The following is a 17,173-nucleotide window of genomic DNA, read 5'->3' as shown; positions in this document are numbered from 1 at the left end:
TCCGCCCTCTGATCTCATCTTTTTCAGTCCGACGGATATTCACTGTTTACAAATCATTCTGTTATTTTCATTTTTATCAGCAGCTGTTTTTCTGATGCCTAAGAAACTAACACTTTCTTTGTGGCTTGTAAATACTTTTAAGGGAAAACCATGATTATCCGTGTTTTTCAATAGTTTATATTAATCTTTTTAAGAGTTTCTTTTATTTTTCTTATTTTTATTAAGTCGTTTCTTGTGTTGTGATAACACACGCAGTATAATCAATACAGAAATACCTATTTTCAATCCACTTCCCTACGCAGCCCTGTACCAGTTACAAATAACATTTTTCATTGAAAGGAGACATTCTACATGGAACACAAACTCGACAACATCGACCGAAAGATCATCGAAATGCTTCAGAAGAACGCCCGCACCCCGGTAAAGGAAATCGCAAAGGAAGTCTTCCTCTCATCCCCCGCTGTTTCCGCCAGAATCGAACACCTCGAAAAAAACGGGCTGATCACAGGCTACCACGCCCAGATCAACCCGGTATTTCTCGGTTATCATATAAAAGCATTCATCAACCTGGAAGTAGAACCCAACCAAAAAAAAGACTTTTATCCCTTCATCCAGTCCATCCCAAACGTCATCGAATGCAACTGCGTCACCGGCGATTACTCCATGCTCATCGAAGTAGCCTTCCGCTCCACCATGGAACTGGACCACTTCATCAACGAACTCCAGCAGTTCGGCCGCACCAAAACACAGATCGTATTCTCCACCAGCGTAGAACACAGAGATCTGCCGGTGGAGTAACCCCCACCGGCATTTTTTATAAACCATATCACATCGCTCTACCAGCCGACAGCGAAGCGCCTCGGCCACCCTACCGTCAGACAACCGGAAACTCAGCCTTTCCTCCCAGGCATCCAGCGCAGCGCTGATGCCTCATCGCATTCCCGGCAGACCACTCAACCCAACATTTACACCCAAACTCCCGAGCAGCCACCCTCCCCTGACGCCTTGAAAAACCAGCCCGTGAGGCGTGTGCTGCCTGTCGCCGGACTCTGCAGGAGGGGAGCTGATTCTTGGCTGGCGGAAATCTGCGTTGTTTTTCAAAAGTCCGCTGTCTGAGCGGCTGCAAGACGCGAGTTTGGACTTTTGGAAAACGATTTTAGCAGAATTCCGGCAGCCTAGAAGCCAGCCCCCGACGAAGCCCCGGCGACAGGCAGCACACGCCTCACGGGCGTCCGTATTTCAACAAAAAAAGAACAGCAATGAACCTCAAATCCACCACTGCTCTCCATTCATTTCCTAAATCACTTTCCCATCAAAGCAACAATCTTCTCCTTCAGCTCCCGCGCATTCTTCTTCGGATCCTCCGCCTTCATGATCGCAGAAACAACCGCCATACCACTCATACCGGCGCCCTCAAGCACATCCATATTCCCGGCATTCAATCCCCCGATCGCAACCGCCGGAATCGGAACCGCCTCACAGATATCCTTCAACGTAGAAACCTTGGTAAGGATCGTCACAACCTTAGTAGTAGTAGGATAAATCGCCCCCACACCAAGATAATCCGCACCATCCTCATAAGCCTTCACAGCAGCCTCCACCGTCTTGGCAGTAGCCCCCACGATCTTATCCGGTCCCATCAGCTTCCTTGCCACAGCAACCGGAATATCAGAAGCTCCAACATGCACACCAGCCGCATCACAGGCCAGCGCCACATCCACACGATCATCAATGATCAGCGGCACATTGTAACGATCTGTGATCTCCTTCACCTTAAAAGCCTTATCCAGATACTCCCGTCCACCCTTATTCTTCTCGCGAAGCTGGACCAGAGTCACACCACCCTTACAAGCCTCCTCAACCGTACGGAGCAAAGACTCCTCCGTATGATAAGAACTATCCGTCACCAGATACAATGTTACATCCAAATCTTTTCTATCCATCCTAATCTCCTCTTTTTCAGTGCATTTCAATCTTCAACAGATCCAGCAGCTGTCGATCCGAAAGCCCATAGATCTCATCCAGCAGATTTACCTGAAAGCTTCCCGGACCGCGGGAAATCTTCTCCGCTTCCTCGCCGGCGATACCCATAAGTGCAGTACCAAGCACTGCCGCAGCCAGATAATTCCCGGATCTCCCATTTAATTCCATCTCAACGCCAGACCAGACACCTGCCTCTATACTATCCGTCATCTCTTTCGCAATATTATCTTCGCACCCCGGCAAAAACGCCGCAGTCAGTGCACCGACCATACAGCCGGTTCCTGTGATCCCGGACAGCGCCGCACTGCCATTTTGTACCAGAACAACCCGTTCACCATCCGTAACAAAATCCTGTTTCCCGGTAGCCAGCACGATTGCCTGATTATTTCTGGAAAAAGCCTTAAGCACTTCACTGACTCCATCGATATTTTCCTCAGTCAGAGCATCCTCGACACCCGCATCGATTCCGATCGCATGAGACGGCAGCCCGGAAACAGCCAGAAGCTCTGACATATTTCCCTTCAGCACTGCCGGATGACCGATCCTTAAAAGCTCCCTCGCCAGATTCAGCCTGAGATCACTGCAGGCAACCCCTACCAGGTCCAGAAGAACCGGGATCTTATTTTCCATCGCTGTTCTCATAGAACGCTTCATTGACTCGATCCTGGCATCGGTAATATTCCCGAGATTCAGCATCAGCGCACCAGCCGATGCCGTAATATCTGTCACCTCTGCCGGATGCTCCGCCATGATCGGCCTTGCACCTACTGCAAGGACCACGTTGGCACAGTCATGGATCGAGATCGGATTGGTGATGCAATGGATCAGCGGCTTTTCTTCTTTAATTCGCTTTCGCAGTTGTAAAATTCTTTGTCTCATATGTTTTTGAACCCAAAGCTGCCTGGAATTTCACCAGAAGACCTGCTTTACTCAGAGCCTTCAGGAAAATATAGGCAACACATCCTCCCATTGTGGTTGCTGCAAGGAACATCGGCGTATAATAAAATGCTGTCAGTCCGCCTCTTCCCATCAGGAATGCCATCACCGGATAAGAAACCATGGACCCGATGATACCCGTTCCAAAGATCTCACCGATCACCGCGCAGATGATCTTGCCTTTGGAAAGTCTGTAGAACACACCTGAAAGAAATGCGCCAAATACTGCACCGGTCAGTGCAAGTGGCGGGATTCCCATAAACATCATACGGATCACGCCGATCATGGTCGCACAGAGAAGGGAATACCACGGTCCCATCAGAACCGAGCATACGATATTGACAAGATGCGCCGTGGGGCACATTCCCTCAATCCTCAGAATCGGTGAAATAACGACACCGATCGCAACCATCATTGCCAGCATTACCATACGAAGCGTGTGCATCCTTTGTTTTTCCATAGTGTTTTTCCTCCCTGAAATATCAGGCAGAGCCCTGTCAGATCCGGGCAAAAGCTTCCCGTCTGCTGCAGTCTGCCATTAGATTTTGGCGGTCGAAGTTCCCTTACTTCCTCTCACTCCGAAAACACGGATTCCCATCGCTTACATGATCCTTCCGGAAAAATCCTCCGGAATATCACTCTCCTGCCAGACATTAAGGCGCTCCCCTTCCTGCCCGCTCTTTCGCAGAAGCTCCACATGCAGTCTCTGGCACTTTCACATCCCCACATTGTCAGAACATTCCAGTTCCATTCCTGCATCCGAAAAGAGCGCATCCCATGGAAAACTCCACGGAGACACGCTCTCAGATCACAATCCCTCCGTTGGCATTACCCAAATCAGGTACGGTCGAAGATCTATCTTCCTCTCAGCCTGTCACACAAGCTCCCGCTGGCTCTTTTCTTTTCTGTTTTTCAATATAGCACACACCTATCCCGTTGTCAAACCTCCACTGCTTATTGCTCTTTGCACTCCCACCGGAGACGTTACTGTTCACTCCGTTCTCAGCAACACGCTTTCGCGATGCACAGAATTTATGGTAATCGCATAAATTCGCGCGGTATGTCTCGGGTTTTCTGTGACCTTCGCTCACAAAAAACACCTCGCGGAATATTACCAGTGAACAGTAACCCGGAAACTTTCCTAATTCAGTTAAACAATTATTTCGACATAAAAAACTCCCTGCTTCACTACTTTTCATAGTAAAACAGGAAGTATATAAATCTTATTTTGAGATCTCGTCGATCAGACGCAGCTCCTCAGCTGTAAACGGTGCACAGTGGATCGCTTTCACATTATCAAGGATCTGCTGCGGCTTGGAAGCTCCGATCAGAACACTGGTAACTTCCTTATGCTGAAGCAGCCAGCCAAGCGCCATATCAGCCAGCTTCTCTCCACGCTGGGCTGCCAGATCGTTCAGTCTCCGGATCTGATCCAGACGCTCCGGCGTCAGCACACTTTCCTTAAGGAATCTTCCATCTTTGCGGATACGGCTGTCCTCCGGGATCCCGTTCAGGTAACGGTCTGTCAGCTGTCCCTGAGCAAGAGGGCTAAAAGTGATCAGACCTTTTTTCAAAATGCCGGTGGTTCTCTTGAGACCGTTTTCTTCCACAGTTCTGTCAAAAATGGAATACCGGTTCTGGTTGATCACAAAGGGGCATTTCAGATCCTTCAGGATCGCTGCCGCCTGGCTTAAGGTTTTTCCATCATAATTGGAAAGTCCCACATAGAGAGCCTTGCCCTGCTGAACCGCTGTTGCCAGCGCCCCCATAGTCTCCTCAAGCGGAGTCTCAGGATCCATTCTGTGATGGTAAAAAATATCCACATATTCCAGACCCATGCGCTTCAGGCTCTGGTCAAGGCTCGCCAGAAGATACTTGCGGCTGCCCCAGTTTCCATAAGGACCTTCCCACATATCATAGCCTGCCTTTGTTGTGATGATCAGCTCATCACGGTATGGCATCAGTTCTTCTTTCAGGATCTTGCCGAAATTCCGTTCCGCACTTCCATAGGCAGGTCCGTAATTATTGGCAAGGTCAAACTGTGTGATACCATTGTCAAAAGCTGTGAAACACAGCTGCTTCATGTTTTCATAATCAGAAGTATCTCCGAAATTATGCCATAATCCAAGAGACACCTTCGGAAGCATCAGGCCGCTTTCACCGCAGCGGTTGTACTCCATAGTTTCGTAGCGTTCCTTTGCAGGTGTGTACATAAAAAAGACCTCCCATAATGTAGCATGATTTACATTTTCTGTAACTGCTTTTACTATACTTCACCGGCCCTTATTTCGCAAGACGGATCATATTCCAGCTGTGTTTTGCAAAAACTGCTTCCAGTTTTCCGCCGTCCAACTTTGAGCACTCTGCACTGGCTTTTACAGGAACTACATTCTCGGGCTGCGTCTCTGTATTGACTGCCTGAAGATTATCGTTATTCAGCACGATATGCTCTACGATCTTATATCCCTCAAACTGTCTCAAGTCACAGGAAACTTCCATATCCTCATCCAGACTCTTATTCACTGCAAAGATCGTCAGCGTATCCTTTTCCTCATCCCAGACACACACAGAATCCAGATATGGAGCTTCTCCATAAGTCTTGCTTTCATATATAGGTGTGAGAACCTGTGTATTAAGGACGGTTCCTCTTCCAAACACACTTGTCAGCATATACGGATAAAAGATCGTCTGACGCCATGCGCCTGTATCGGATGTCATGATCGGCGCAATAACATTTACCAGCTGTGCCATGCAGGCGATCTTTACACGATCTGCATGACGGAGAAGTGTGATCAACATGCTTCCCACAAGAAGTGCATCCTCAAAGTTATAAACATCCTCCAGCTGATGGGGCGCCTGTACCCATTTTTCCAGCTTTTTATCCTGTTCATTGCTGTGGTACCATACGTTCCACTCGTCGAAGGAAAGATTGATCTGTTTTTTTCCATGCTTCTTTGCTTTTACAGCATCGCAGATGGAAACCACTCCTGAGATAAAATCATCCATGCCCTTGGAGCTTGCCAGAAAATCGGCAGTGTCTCCCGATGCATTTCCATAGTACTGATGCAGGGAAAGATAATCCACCTGATCGTAAGCCTCGTCAAGAACCGTATACTCCCAGGAGCCAAAGGTAGGCATTTCCAGACTGGAGCTTCCGCATGCAACAGTCTCAACCTCCGGATCCATAAATTTCATCAGGCGGGCAGTCTCTGCTGCAACTCTTCCGTACTCTGCCGCAGTTTTATGTCCCATCTGCCACGGACCGTCCATCTCGTTTCCGAGACACCATAATTTGATATCATGCGGCTGTTCATAGCCGTGAGCTTTACGGAGATCACTGTAATAGGTACCACCCTTAAAGTTACAGTATTCCAAAAGATTTTTCGCATCCTCCGGTCCTCTTGTTCCCAGGTTTACTGCCATCATCACATCGCTGCCGGCTTTTCTGGACCAGTCCACAAACTCATTGAGTCCAAACTGGTTTGTCTCGATGACACCCCAGGCCAGCTCCGGTCTGGACGGACGCTGAGTTTTCGGCCCGACACTATCCTCCCAACGGAATCCGGATACAAAATTTCCGCCCGGATAACGAACGATCGGTACCTGAAGCTCCCTTACCAGTTCCAGAGTATCCTTCCGAAATCCCTGCTCATCAGAAAGGGGGCTGCCTTCCTGATAAATCCCCTCATAAACCGCACGTCCGAGATGTTCTATAAAGGAACCATAGATCCTTTTGTCTGTTTTTCCGGTGAGGAAATATTTGTCCACGATGATCTGCGCTTTTTTCATTGTAAAAATCCTCCTGTAAATTATTATTTTCTGCCTGCCACTGCATTGGACTCTGTTTCCGATTCCGCCATATACAGGCTCTTATGCCTCTGTTCGCTCACACACTCTCAGACAGATCGGAAATCAACCGTTTCTATGTTTCATTTTACCATCCTGTTCTATCCATACCAGTGATTATCTTCCGAAACAGTTGACTTTTTTTCCGGTAAGATTTATCGTAAAGACAGTCTTACCAGACGGACGTCCCTCTGTCACTTTACTTTATACTTCCAGACAGAAAGTTCTTTACAATGCCACAGTCGGATTGTCTGATCTACGTAATGAAAGGAGCGCAGCATTTTCATGGATTTCACCTTAAATTTCTGCGAATACAACCGTTCCAACTCCGATTACGACAGGATTTTCCGACCGGAGGGAAGCGGAGATTTTCTTTTTCTTTTATTTAAAACACCAATGAAGGTTTATCTGGGCGGTCAGCTTACTGTCACCCGGGATAATGCCTGCATCTTTTATATTCCGGGAAATCCCCAGCATTATCAGGCTGTGCGAAAATTTCGGAACAGTTATGTCCATTTTTCCTGCGGAGAAAACCTGGCAAAACGGTTCGGACTTCCCTGCAACGAAATTTTTTACCCCAGTGACTGCCAGGAGATCGATCACTGTATCCAGAAGCTGCAGCATGAATATCTGAACAGAGAAGTTTTTTCCCGGGACTACGAGTATGCCCTGCTCTGCCAGCTGATGATCACAGCCTCACGGGAACTCCGCAGTACAGATACAGGCAAGTCTGCAGACTCGGAGCTCTGCAGCCTGTTCCAAAAAATCCGTCTGGAAATGCTTACAAATTACGAAAAGCCATGGACAACAGAAAAGCTCTGCGCCATGGCTAATCTCGAAAAAAGTCAGTTTTATTCCTGTTACCGGAATTTTTTTGACAGTACCCCTCATGCTGACCTGAATCTGCTCCGTCTGGAAAAAGCCAAAAATCTGCTCACCAACGAAGCTCTGCCTGTTCAACAGGTGGCTCTGCTGTGCGGATTTTCAAATCTCTCCCACTTCAGCCGGTACTTCCGAAAGAACTGTGGCTGTTCGCCCAGTGAGTGGGCACGCCGCCCCTGACCAAAAGGATATTCACACTCTGCATTCACTGCGCAGGCAACTTGTCTGATCTGATCACCGTGCCGCATTACACTTCTCATAAGCAAACAGTGCCGCACCAAGCGCACCACAAAGCTGTGCCTCATCACAGATATAAAGCTTCGCCCCCAGCTTCTCCTCCAGTGCCTGGATGATACCTTTATTTCTGGCAACACCACCGGTCATCATGTATTCCCCCGGATTCTTTTTGCCAAGGCGGGCTGCAAGAGCTCCTACCTTGGAAGCAACAGATACATTCAGACCATGGATGATATCTGCCACGTCCTTATTCTGGGCAACCAGGGAAACTACCTCGGACTCTGCAAATACAGTACACATGCTTGAGATCACTACATTCTCTTTCCACTCCAGGCCACGGGTACTCATCTCCTCCAGGGAAAGTCCAAGAGTACGGGCCATCATTTCCAGGAATCGTCCGGTTCCTGCTGCACATTTATCGTTCATCAGGAAATTTTTTACCGCACCGTTCTCGTCAATGCTGATCGCCTTGATATCCTGACCGCCGATGTCGATAACTGTACGCACATTCGGATTCAGATAATGGGCTCCCTTTGCGTGACAGGTAATCTCTGTGATACTGTCATCACCACTGTCAATATAGGCGCGTCCATATCCGGTAGTAACGATACGCACGATATCTTCTTTCCTGATCCCTGCTTTTTCCACGGCCATCTCCAGGCTCTTCTCTGCACTCATCATAGCGCCGCCGCCTGTGGGAATGATCATGGTCGATTTAATTTTTCCGTCTTTATCCAGGATCACAACATCCGTACTTGTGGAACCGCTGTCGATCCCTGCCACATAATAAACTCCTGATTCCATTTTTTTCCTTATCTCCTCGCTGATTCCTTTTGATGGGTCCATATCCTCAGAGCCTTCCAGGGTCTCCGCAAAAGCCTGCACTCTGGTAAGGAGCTGTCCTGCACTCTGGCTTGTAAAATCTGTCTCGATCTTCAGAAGCGGAACCTTGATATCACGCTTGATGCTTGCATACTCAAATCCGTAATAGTCGCAGAATTTAATAGTATGATAAATGATTCCCTTCAGGTTCGGATCCAGATACAGCCGGTTTCTTCGGGTGCTGTTGTTCATACGGAAGCAGGGCATCTGGGAAAGAAGTGCATCCGCATAAGCCAGGAACATGGCATCGTCTTCCATTTTTTCCAGCTCCTCACGGATCACTGCAAGACGTCTTCCACCTGTACAGGTCAGGTTTTCCACATCCATGCGGATATTATCCCGGATCATTTTTTCCAGGATGCCGCTGACACGGACACCCAGAACACCGATATACGGCTGGTTATCCACAGGCTCATGGGAAAAAGCATTCAGAAATCCACTTCTGTCGAAGGTTTTCCCCGAAAATTTCTCATAAGCTTTCTTCAGACGGTGGATGCCCTGGGCAAGCTTCACCTTTTCACAGTCGTTATCCTCATGAGGCATGTCCAGCATGTACAGAAATTTACATTTACCGGTACTTTCCACAATGTCGTACACACGGCGCATGGAATCACAGCAGTTAACAAGAACAAGCTGCTCTACCTTTCCCTCCAGCACTGCCTGGATCACAGATTTTCCGAAGCCACAGAGATTAGCATGGGCGATCTGGTCCGAAAGCTCAAAATTCTCCGGCATTTCCTCAAGAACCGCACATTCCTCGCCAAAGCCCTTAAACAGCTCCAGCGGTGTATATTTACAGACGTAATGTATCATGACCGTTTTTCCTCCTTACCTTCTGACAGCATTTCCAGATATGCCTGAAGTCGTGTGGATACCTGGCCGTCACTGGAATTGGCCGGGTTACAGCCGTCACCGTCCAGGACCATGGTTGGAAGTCCTGCATTTTCCAGAGAATTTTTGATCAGGCTGGAAGCTCCGATGGTTCCCTTGCAGCCCCAATGCGCAAAAAGGATCCCGCCGTCTGCCTCTGTAAGGTTCGCCAGCTCCTGAGCACGCCGGATCCTCTGCTTCACACTTCCGTTGTAAATGCAGTTGACCATTTTTTCCGCAAGGGCCTCATAAGGATCCGAGGCCTGCATCCGCTGAAAACCGTCTGCAACAAAATCACAGGCACGGATATGCACGTTCTGGCTGTAATTAAATACATCCTTTACCGGCTCCTGCAAAAACGGCATCATATGCATCCACAAAATATGAAGACCTTCCCCCTTTGGTGCCTTCTTCACATCCTCAAGAAGCATTTTTGTGTATTTCAGGGATTCCTCTGAGCCCGCCAGAAGATGACACATAAAGATCGCATACAGCTCATTTGTCAGGGAAGTCACCGGATCGTGATCCTTTCTGAGGGCAAGCTGGCTGCTGTAATAGGAGGCCGCTTCATTGCTGTTGGCAACTGCACGCTGTACCGACTGCTCGGAGATTTTTTTCCCGCCTACATCCTCCAAGAATTTCTTCAGCTCACGGAGCTGATCTGCAACATAGCTGATGGAATCCTGATTTTTTTCATAGGGTACGTCAATATAAAAGCCCGGGATCTGATACTTCTGTTTCAGATAAGGAAACGTCATCATGTTTCCATCGCAGGCAAGGTTTGTGTAGATGGTACATTTGGGCTTCGGTACCAATCCTGTCATGGACGCTCCCAGAAAAACTCTGTGATAGGAGCACATGGTTTCCGGAAAGCCCTCTGATTCCGTCTGTGTCAGAAATGCCTGCTCGCATCTGGTTCCAGCGATGAAGCAGGACATTGCCTCCACGGAATACGGAGTGATCCCTGCTGCTGTCAGAAGCTCTCCCGGTACAAAAATGCTCACCAGAGCGGTATCGTCCGGTTTTGCAAGGGCTTTGATAATATTCTGCATGACTATACGGGCTACATACTGTCCCGAAGCAGGAAGCTTCCTGTCAGGAAAAAGCTGCAGACGTTTTTCCTGAAGCCGGTATCCAGTGAGAAGAAGTTTTCGTGCTTTTTCCGGATCCCTGATGGATCTCTCTCCCACCATATCCCCGAATTTCTTTATAATATCCAATCTGTCACATCCTCCGTCAAATCAAAAAATCTATTATAAGTCTGTCAGACGCTTACCCGAAATTTTGTCTCAGACAAAATCCTGTAGCATTATCATCGTCTGGATGATATAAAGGTTCCACCTGTCAGACCAATATTTTTATTATAAAGATATTTTTTTCAAATGTAAACACGCCAATTTTTACAAATTTGAATCCTTTTACACATATCAAAACATCAAAATGCAGATTTTCCACAAAACTCGCATTCCTTTTCGTGGAAAACCTGCATTTGTCTTATCACATTATCTTCTGCTCTGTTTTTTCCGTTACTCTGTATCACATCTGATGACGTACCACCTTATATTCATCTCCGGAACGATAATACGGACATTCCTTGTAATCACTGCTCACAAAACGATAATATTCATCCTCATCCAGATTGACATCACAATAATATTCGTCACACTCTTCATCATATGTATAGTTTGCACAGTATTCGCAGCTGGTTCCCTTCATATTTATTTCTCCTCTCTTTGCAGGAAAGTATTTCTCCCTGCTGTTCTCCTGATTATATAATAAAAAAAGGAAGAATTCCATTACTGAAATCCTCCCTTTTTTATATATCAAAACATTCCGTTCACAGTCTTATATTTGTAAAGCATCTCCGCATGATTCTGCTCTTCCACCTGGATATCTGCCAGAAGCTTCCGCACACCACTGTCTTCAAAAGCAAAAACATCCGAGTTGTATTCTCCGGAAATCAGCTTTTCTGTTCCGATACAGTCTGTTGCAAGAAAAGCATCGTGTTCCTTATCCTCTGAGGACATCACCGATGTGTAAGCAGCCTTTGGCTGGTAATCACGGCCGTCACTGTCATTACAGTTTACCTGTGGAACTGTACCGGAAAGCACCTGGCTCAGGGAATCGTAATGCTCCTGCTCTTTTTTCTGAAGAGTCTGAAATAAGCTTTTAAGCTCCGGATCCCTGGCCTGCTGTGCGTATTTTCCGTATTTTTCAATGCAGCTTTTTTCCTGTGTCTGAAGATCCTGGATCACTGTGCGTTCTTTTTCCTTTAATATCATTATGATCATCCTTTCTTTTGATAATAATGATAGTATGGTTTGGAAACGCGATTTTATTCATGTTTTACGCAGTCAGGATCTCCATCAGTGCTCCGTAAAGATCCTTGTCCAGCTCCATGGACTGAAGCTCAGATAAAAGAACCGGCAGATTCTTTCCGGCTGTGATCAGCTGATATAATCTGTCCTTCAGTACAAAACCGATCTCTGCCTGGTTCAGGAAATCAAAGGTACGTTTCTCTATACGATTATCCGCTACCTCTCCTGCAAGAATGATCTGCACCTCTGCCGCTGTGTCTGCTTCCACTTCCACACAGATCTTCTGAAGTTTCTCTTCATATTTTACAGCAGCCTCAGTCTCTGCTCCGTTAACCAGAACCTTCACAGTATCTGTTCCTGTTTTCGCAAAATCACAGAACTCCACGGTATAAGCTCTCTTTGCCGGGATCAGCTCTGTTTTTCCCTGTGCGGGATGAATGGTAAACACTCCCTGATCCTTTTCCTTATAATCCATTTCCGTAAATACACAGGCACCATTTTCGTAAGCACAGGTTTCGTTATCATCCTCATACAATCTGAAGCTTCCGTCAGCACCCGGGAATACCCGGATATTCAGGCTTTCCGGATTCTTTTCCGCCTCTGTTCCACGGATCTCATCGGTCATCACCAGAATACCGCCTGCTTTTGCAAGAACCGGGATACTGTCCAGAGTACGGTACATATCCACCATTCGTCCACCCTCATAGCGCAGACCTGTTTGACACTCCCCACAGCTAAAGCAGGGGGATTCTTGCTTCTCCCACTACTGCATTGGCAAACACCTTACGGTACTGCAATGTCTTACACAGTGTCCACAAGCTATATTTATACTGTTCCCGTATGCCCTACGGTACAGTTTTTATCTTTATGCAGACTGCATCTGCAGTCCTTTTTTCAGAATATTGATACTTGCATTCGTATCCCGGTCATGAACCGCATGGCATTTGGGACACTCCCAGATACGAATGCCCAGATTTTTTATCCGTGGATTTCTGTAGCCACAACAGCTGCAGGTCTGACTGCTCGGATACATCGTTGGTACTCTGTGAATTTCATTTCCATACCAGCCAGCTTTATATTCCAGCATTTCAAAAAATTTTGCCCAGGAAACACTCGCTATCGATTTTGACAGTTTATGATTCCGGATCATCCCCTTAACATTCAGATCTTCAATACAGATGGTTTGGTTTTCACGCACCAGCATCGTTGACTGTTTCTGCAGGAAATCATTCCGCTGATTGGTTACTTTCTCATACACTCTTGCCACCCTGATCCGCTGCTTCTCGCGGTTATGGGAATCTTTTTGTTTTCGGGAAAGCCTGCGCTGTTCTCTTATGAGTTTTCGCATTGAGCGTTCCAGATATCTGGGATTTGATACCGTATTTCCATTACTGTCGGAGTAGAACGCTTTGATCCCGACATCAATCCCTATCGTTCCGCCAGCATTTGAGCGTGGTTCCGGTTCAAAATCAACATTTAAAACCGCAAAATATTTTCCAGCCGGTGTGTGCTCAATGATCACGTGATTAATCTTTTCCACTTCCATCGACTGCCGTATTTTAACAAATCCAAGTTTCGGAAGTTTGATATATCTTCCCACAATACGAATATTATCTTTTTGATTTACCGTTCTGTATGACTGGAACCGGTTATGTTTACTTTTGAAGGTTGGATAGGAAGCCCGTTTCTCAAAGAAATTCACAAATCCCCGGTCGAGATCCCGCAAAGACTGCTGTAATGCAATGGAATCTGCTGCTTTCAGAAAGGCAAACTCCTCTTGCTTTTTCAGTTCAGTCAGCATGGCGGAAGTCTGGGAATAGCCGATCTTTTCCCCATTTTCATAGCCTTCCTTACGCATGGCAAGTCCCCGGTTGTAGATGAACCGGCAACATTCCAGGGTCTGATGGATGAAGTTTTTCTGTTCTCTGTTCGGGTAGATCCTAAATTTAATTCCTTTTTGCATTATCCCATCTTATCCTTTTGTCTCTGCGATGTTTTCTGGTTTTCAATATACTGTTTTACTGTTTCCTGCGGAGCACCGCCTACCGTCGATACAAAATAGCTGTTTGTCCAGAGAGTCGGCATTTTCGTTTTAAGATAGGGAAATTCCTGTCTTAAAATTCTGGACGTATAGCCTTTAAATGACTTTACAGCTTTGTGGATGCCAAACTGAGGATCTACTTCCAAAAGCATATGAACATGGTCTGGCATGATCTCCATCTCCAGAATGTCTACAGAAAGATTTGCAGCATACTCTGTGAGCAGCTCCTTCAGCCGGACGTCCACACCGTTAATTAATACTTTTCGTCTATACTTTGGACACCATACTACATGGTATTTACAGGAATAGACGACATTGTTGTTTGATTTATATGTTGTGTTCATATTTGTATTATACTATGGTTTATCAGTTAATACAATTACTATTTTGTCCATCTTCAATTACTTGCATAAATTACGATCAGAGTAATCACTACCGTAATAACAATACTGTTTAAAAGAAACGGATAAAATTAAAGTGTGCGTTCATATTGATGTAGTTATCAATGATGAATTTCTGCGGAAGGAGATGATGCTCCAGAGCCATGATCTCCTGATTTTCCTTAAAGGATGAAGCTTCTGATCCGCCAGCACTGGCAAAGCTCCGGGATTTCCGTTACAAACCCTCCCGATACACGCTGTTGATCGTAGCCTGGGCGTGCTCCAGCTCTTTCTTCCGGACGATGGCTTCCCTATCACTTAAGATCGCCAGCATCTCATCGATCACATCCTCCACTCTGGGACTTGTCACCCTGTATAAATACCCCAGCATCCGTGTAGCTGTGTAATCGGTATTCATATGTTTATAGGCGATTTCCCGGCACAGCTCATCGGGATAGCCCTTATCCTGAAGCGCTCTGTAAAGCTCATCTGTTCTTGTATCTGCCATATGCTTCTGAGATTCCTTTCCTGTTTTTATTATAATTTCACCAAGCGGATATTCGCGATCCGCTTTCGCTGGTTCCATCCATATTCAGTACAATAAATCGAACATTTCCCTTCCACTCTGCTATATGATCACAAACACGACCGCTTCACGATTTATCATCCTCATCCATGCCAGTTTCTTTACCAGCCTTATATATCCCCCGGATCCCCAGGATCAATGTCACGAAAATCCCTGTGATCAGTATCCACACCGGCCACATAGGTGCCGTTCCCAGATTCCCGCTGATCCCGGCATCAAGACATACTCCAATGGATAACAGTTTGATCACAGACATCATTTTTGACGCGATTTCAAAGATATGCTCTCTGTTTTCCTCTGTCACCTCAACCGGATAATTCCACCACTGTGGAAATCTCTGACAGAACATCAGAAGTGCCAGGATCAGCAGCCCCAAAATCGGCTCCAGAAGAAGGCTGCCCTTCTTCCCATACCGGTCCGGGATCCCATGCGCATTAAAATGGATCGGCACCCTCTCCGGCAGATTTCCCCAGGTAGCCACAAGATACATCACGTACCCAAGGATCATCAAAAAGCAGAGCACATCTGTAATATTCCGCAGTTTTTTCTCAGACATTATCCATCCCCCTTTCATTGCAGAATAAACCCGTCTGTAAATCGAATACTCTCTTTCCTGTATTTTACACACAAATTACCTGCTTGTAAAAGTATTTTGCAAAAAATTACCTTACATAACAATATCTGTTAAGCACTAATGATTGCATACGAAATTTTTATATGATAAAATAGACATGTTGTCCAAAAACATATTTAAGAAAGGGAAAGAAATATGTTAGAAAAAATCTTCAAGCTGTCCGCAAATAAAACGGACACCAAAACAGAGGTTCTGGCAGGTATCACCACCTTCATGACAATGGCCTATATCCTGGCAGTTAACCCGAACATCCTGTCTGCGACCGGCATGGATTCCGGAGCTGTATTTACAGCTACCGCACTGGCAGCCTTCCTGGGAACGCTGCTGATGGCAATCTTCGCCAACTACCCGTTCGCACTGGCACCCGGAATGGGTCTGAACGCATACTTTGCCTATACAGTTGTTATCGGTATGGGATACAGCTGGCAGTATGCACTGACTGCAGTTTTTGCAGAAGGTATCGTATTTATCGTTCTTTCACTTACCAATGTACGTGAAGCGATCTTCAATGCGATCCCTCTGAACCTGAAATCCGCAGTCAGTGTTGGTATCGGTCTTTTTATTGCATTTGTAGGATTACAGAATGCCAATATCGTGATCGGCGGCTCCACTCTGCTGCAGCTTTTCTCTGTAGATGGCTACAACGCAGCCAAGGGTGTAGAGGCTTCCTTCCACAATGTGGGGATCACCGTTATCCTGGCTCTGATCGGTATCATCGTAACCGGTATCCTGGTTGTTAAGAATGTAAAGGGAAACATCCTCTGGGGTATCCTGATCACATGGGGACTTGGAATCATCTGTCAGTTCGCCGGACTTTATGTTCCGAACCCGGAGATCGGCTTCTACAGCCTGCTCCCGGATTTCAGCAACGGACTCTCTATCCCGAGCCTTGCTCCGATCTTTGCAAAGCTGCAGTTTGACGGAGTTTTCTCACTGGATTTCCTTGTCATCCTGTTTGCATTTTTATTTGTAGATCTTTTTGATACTCTTGGAACTCTCGTTGGTGTCTCTTCTAAAGCAGGCATGCTGGATGAAAATGGCAAGCTTCCTAACATCAAGGGCGCACTTCTTGCAGATGCAGTTGCAACAACTGCCGGTGCAGTTCTTGGTACATCCACAACCACTACCTTCGTAGAAAGTGCTTCCGGTGTATCCGAAGGCGGAAGAACCGGACTTACCGCAGTGACAACTGCCATCTTATTTGGCCTGTCCCTGTTCCTGTCTCCGATCTTCCTGGCAATCCCGTCCTTTGCCACAGCTCCGGCTCTGGTGATCGTTGGATTGTACATGCTCAGCAATGTTATCAGCATTGATTTCAGCGATATGTCCGAGGCGATCCCATGTTATGTATGTATCATCGCAATGCCGTTCTTCTACAGCATTTCCGAAGGTATCTCCATGGGAATTATCACATACGTAGCCATCAACCTGATCACAGGTAAGGCAAAAGAAAAGAAGATCAGCGCTCTGATGTATGTACTGGCAGTGCTGTTTATCCTGAAATATATTTTCCTGTAAAATATGGCAAAAAAATTCCCGGGAGTTTTGTCCCGGGAGTTTTTTTATTCCAGCAAAATA

Annotated in this window: 17 protein-coding genes and 1 riboswitch; of the genes, 3 read left to right on the top strand and 14 right to left on the bottom strand. The window is 46.5% G+C overall.

The window, feature by feature from the left end; all coding sequences use genetic code 11:
- The first annotated feature begins 351 nt into the window (after positions 1-351).
- A complete protein-coding gene (locus BN3261_RS14765; protein ID WP_021652217.1) occupies positions 352-798 on the top strand; it encodes an Lrp/AsnC family transcriptional regulator in 447 nt (148 codons plus the stop codon).
- Between the two features lie 503 nt (positions 799-1,301).
- Here the strand turns inward: BN3261_RS14765 and thiE are convergent.
- From thiE to BN3261_RS14740, 5 genes are all read right to left on the bottom strand, one after another.
- Positions 1,302-1,943 carry a thiamine phosphate synthase gene (gene thiE / locus BN3261_RS14760; protein ID WP_015526321.1) on the bottom strand — a complete coding sequence of 214 codons (642 nt, stop codon included), beginning with the start codon at positions 1,941-1,943 and terminating at the stop codon, positions 1,302-1,304.
- 16 nt (positions 1,944-1,959) lie between these two features.
- The gene (locus BN3261_RS14755) at positions 1,960-2,862 is read right to left on the bottom strand and encodes a hydroxyethylthiazole kinase (protein WP_059086651.1); all 903 of its coding nucleotides are present in this window, start codon (positions 2,860-2,862) and stop codon (positions 1,960-1,962) included.
- On the bottom strand, positions 2,825-3,379 hold the full coding sequence (gene thiW, locus BN3261_RS14750) for an energy coupling factor transporter S component ThiW (RefSeq protein ID WP_015526323.1): 555 nt from the start codon (positions 3,377-3,379) through the stop codon (positions 2,825-2,827). The genes BN3261_RS14755 and thiW overlap by 38 nt, the downstream gene beginning before the upstream one ends.
- Positions 3,380-3,716: 337 nt before the next feature.
- Positions 3,717-3,819, bottom strand: a riboswitch (TPP riboswitch).
- A 323-nt stretch (positions 3,820-4,142) separates the two neighbouring features.
- Positions 4,143-5,132 carry an aldo/keto reductase gene (locus tag BN3261_RS14745; RefSeq protein ID WP_059086650.1) on the bottom strand — a complete coding sequence of 330 codons (990 nt, stop codon included), beginning with the start codon at positions 5,130-5,132 and terminating at the stop codon, positions 4,143-4,145.
- Between the two features lie 70 nt (positions 5,133-5,202).
- The gene (locus tag BN3261_RS14740) at positions 5,203-6,708 is read right to left on the bottom strand and encodes an arabinosylfuranosidase ArfA (RefSeq protein ID WP_059086649.1); all 1,506 of its coding nucleotides are present in this window, start codon (positions 6,706-6,708) and stop codon (positions 5,203-5,205) included.
- Between the two features lie 342 nt (positions 6,709-7,050).
- On the opposite strand from BN3261_RS14740, the gene BN3261_RS14735 reads away from it, so the two are divergent.
- Positions 7,051-7,827 carry a helix-turn-helix domain-containing protein gene (locus BN3261_RS14735; RefSeq protein ID WP_015526326.1) on the top strand — a complete coding sequence of 259 codons (777 nt, stop codon included), beginning with the start codon at positions 7,051-7,053 and terminating at the stop codon, positions 7,825-7,827.
- A gap of 54 nt (positions 7,828-7,881) precedes the next feature.
- On the opposite strand, the gene BN3261_RS14730 is transcribed toward BN3261_RS14735, so the two are convergent.
- The 9 genes from BN3261_RS14730 to BN3261_RS14690 form a co-directional block, all read right to left on the bottom strand.
- Positions 7,882-9,579: an acyl-CoA dehydratase activase gene (locus BN3261_RS14730; RefSeq protein ID WP_021652226.1), complete on the bottom strand. Its 1,698-nt coding sequence runs from the start codon at positions 9,577-9,579 to the stop codon at positions 7,882-7,884.
- A complete protein-coding gene (locus BN3261_RS14725) occupies positions 9,576-10,856 on the bottom strand; it encodes a 2-hydroxyacyl-CoA dehydratase subunit D (RefSeq protein WP_059086648.1) in 1,281 nt (426 codons plus the stop codon). The genes BN3261_RS14730 and BN3261_RS14725 overlap by 4 nt, the downstream gene beginning before the upstream one ends.
- Positions 10,857-11,172: 316 nt before the next feature.
- On the bottom strand, positions 11,173-11,352 hold the full coding sequence (locus BN3261_RS14720) for a DUF6472 family protein (RefSeq protein ID WP_015526328.1): 180 nt from the start codon (positions 11,350-11,352) through the stop codon (positions 11,173-11,175).
- Between the two features lie 107 nt (positions 11,353-11,459).
- Positions 11,460-11,918, bottom strand: a complete 459-nt coding sequence (locus BN3261_RS14715) for a ferritin-like domain-containing protein (RefSeq protein ID WP_044961927.1) — start codon at positions 11,916-11,918, stop codon at positions 11,460-11,462.
- Positions 11,919-11,982: 64 nt separating this feature from the next.
- Positions 11,983-12,645: a DUF5110 domain-containing protein gene (locus tag BN3261_RS14710; protein WP_059086647.1), complete on the bottom strand. Its 663-nt coding sequence runs from the start codon at positions 12,643-12,645 to the stop codon at positions 11,983-11,985.
- 174 nt (positions 12,646-12,819) lie between these two features.
- The gene (tnpB, locus tag BN3261_RS14705; protein WP_059086646.1) at positions 12,820-13,917 is read right to left on the bottom strand and encodes an IS200/IS605 family element RNA-guided endonuclease TnpB; all 1,098 of its coding nucleotides are present in this window, start codon (positions 13,915-13,917) and stop codon (positions 12,820-12,822) included.
- Entirely contained in the window at positions 13,917-14,339 is a 423-nt protein-coding gene (tnpA, locus tag BN3261_RS14700; RefSeq protein ID WP_059086645.1) for an IS200/IS605 family transposase, read from the bottom strand. Before tnpA ends, tnpB begins: the two co-directional genes overlap by 1 nt.
- Positions 14,340-14,610: 271 nt before the next feature.
- Positions 14,611-14,883 (bottom strand): hypothetical protein, encoded by a 273-nt coding sequence (locus tag BN3261_RS14695; protein ID WP_059086966.1) that lies wholly within the window; start codon positions 14,881-14,883, stop codon positions 14,611-14,613.
- A 145-nt stretch (positions 14,884-15,028) separates the two neighbouring features.
- The gene (locus tag BN3261_RS14690) at positions 15,029-15,517 is read right to left on the bottom strand and encodes a DUF1648 domain-containing protein (protein WP_059086644.1); all 489 of its coding nucleotides are present in this window, start codon (positions 15,515-15,517) and stop codon (positions 15,029-15,031) included.
- Positions 15,518-15,730: 213 nt separating this feature from the next.
- On the opposite strand from BN3261_RS14690, the gene BN3261_RS14685 reads away from it, so the two are divergent.
- Complete coding sequence (locus tag BN3261_RS14685; RefSeq protein WP_059086643.1) at positions 15,731-17,113, top strand: NCS2 family permease; 1,383 nt, start codon at positions 15,731-15,733, stop codon at positions 17,111-17,113.
- The last annotated feature ends 60 nt before the right edge of the window (positions 17,114-17,173 follow it).

Origin of the sequence: Blautia massiliensis (ex Durand et al. 2017) (assembly GCF_001487165.1) — a bacterium.
In the GTDB taxonomy this organism is placed as follows: Bacteria; Bacillota; Clostridia; order Lachnospirales; family Lachnospiraceae; genus Blautia_A; species Blautia_A fusiformis.
The sequence above is the reverse complement of the archived record's forward strand: the minus strand, read 5'-3'. Positions and strand labels throughout refer to the sequence as shown.

Excerpts from the sequence above, each read along its gene's own strand:
- BN3261_RS14745 (WP_059086650.1), bottom strand. The coding sequence starts at position 5,132 with ATGTACACACCTGCAAAGGAACGCTACGAAACTATGGAGTACAACCGC.
- BN3261_RS14765 (WP_021652217.1), top strand. The coding sequence starts at position 352 with ATGGAACACAAACTCGACAACATCGACCGAAAGATCATCGAAATGCTT.
- BN3261_RS14695 (WP_059086966.1), bottom strand. The coding sequence starts at position 14,883 with ATGGCAGATACAAGAACAGATGAGCTTTACAGAGCGCTTCAGGATAAG.
- BN3261_RS14740 (WP_059086649.1), bottom strand. The coding sequence starts at position 6,708 with ATGAAAAAAGCGCAGATCATCGTGGACAAATATTTCCTCACCGGAAAA.
- BN3261_RS14730 (WP_021652226.1), bottom strand. The coding sequence starts at position 9,579 with ATGATACATTACGTCTGTAAATATACACCGCTGGAGCTGTTTAAGGGC.
- BN3261_RS14710 (WP_059086647.1), bottom strand. The coding sequence starts at position 12,645 with ATGGTGGATATGTACCGTACTCTGGACAGTATCCCGGTTCTTGCAAAA.
- BN3261_RS14690 (WP_059086644.1), bottom strand. The coding sequence starts at position 15,517 with ATGTCTGAGAAAAAACTGCGGAATATTACAGATGTGCTCTGCTTTTTG.
- BN3261_RS14715 (WP_044961927.1), bottom strand. The coding sequence starts at position 11,918 with ATGATATTAAAGGAAAAAGAACGCACAGTGATCCAGGATCTTCAGACA.
- tnpB (WP_059086646.1), bottom strand. The coding sequence starts at position 13,917 with ATGCAAAAAGGAATTAAATTTAGGATCTACCCGAACAGAGAACAGAAA.
- tnpA (WP_059086645.1), bottom strand. The coding sequence starts at position 14,339 with ATGAACACAACATATAAATCAAACAACAATGTCGTCTATTCCTGTAAA.
- BN3261_RS14685 (WP_059086643.1), top strand. The coding sequence starts at position 15,731 with ATGTTAGAAAAAATCTTCAAGCTGTCCGCAAATAAAACGGACACCAAA.
- BN3261_RS14755 (WP_059086651.1), bottom strand. The coding sequence starts at position 2,862 with ATGAGACAAAGAATTTTACAACTGCGAAAGCGAATTAAAGAAGAAAAG.
- thiE (WP_015526321.1), bottom strand. The coding sequence starts at position 1,943 with ATGGATAGAAAAGATTTGGATGTAACATTGTATCTGGTGACGGATAGT.
- BN3261_RS14720 (WP_015526328.1), bottom strand. The coding sequence starts at position 11,352 with ATGAAGGGAACCAGCTGCGAATACTGTGCAAACTATACATATGATGAA.
- thiW (WP_015526323.1), bottom strand. The coding sequence starts at position 3,379 with ATGGAAAAACAAAGGATGCACACGCTTCGTATGGTAATGCTGGCAATG.
- BN3261_RS14735 (WP_015526326.1), top strand. The coding sequence starts at position 7,051 with ATGGATTTCACCTTAAATTTCTGCGAATACAACCGTTCCAACTCCGAT.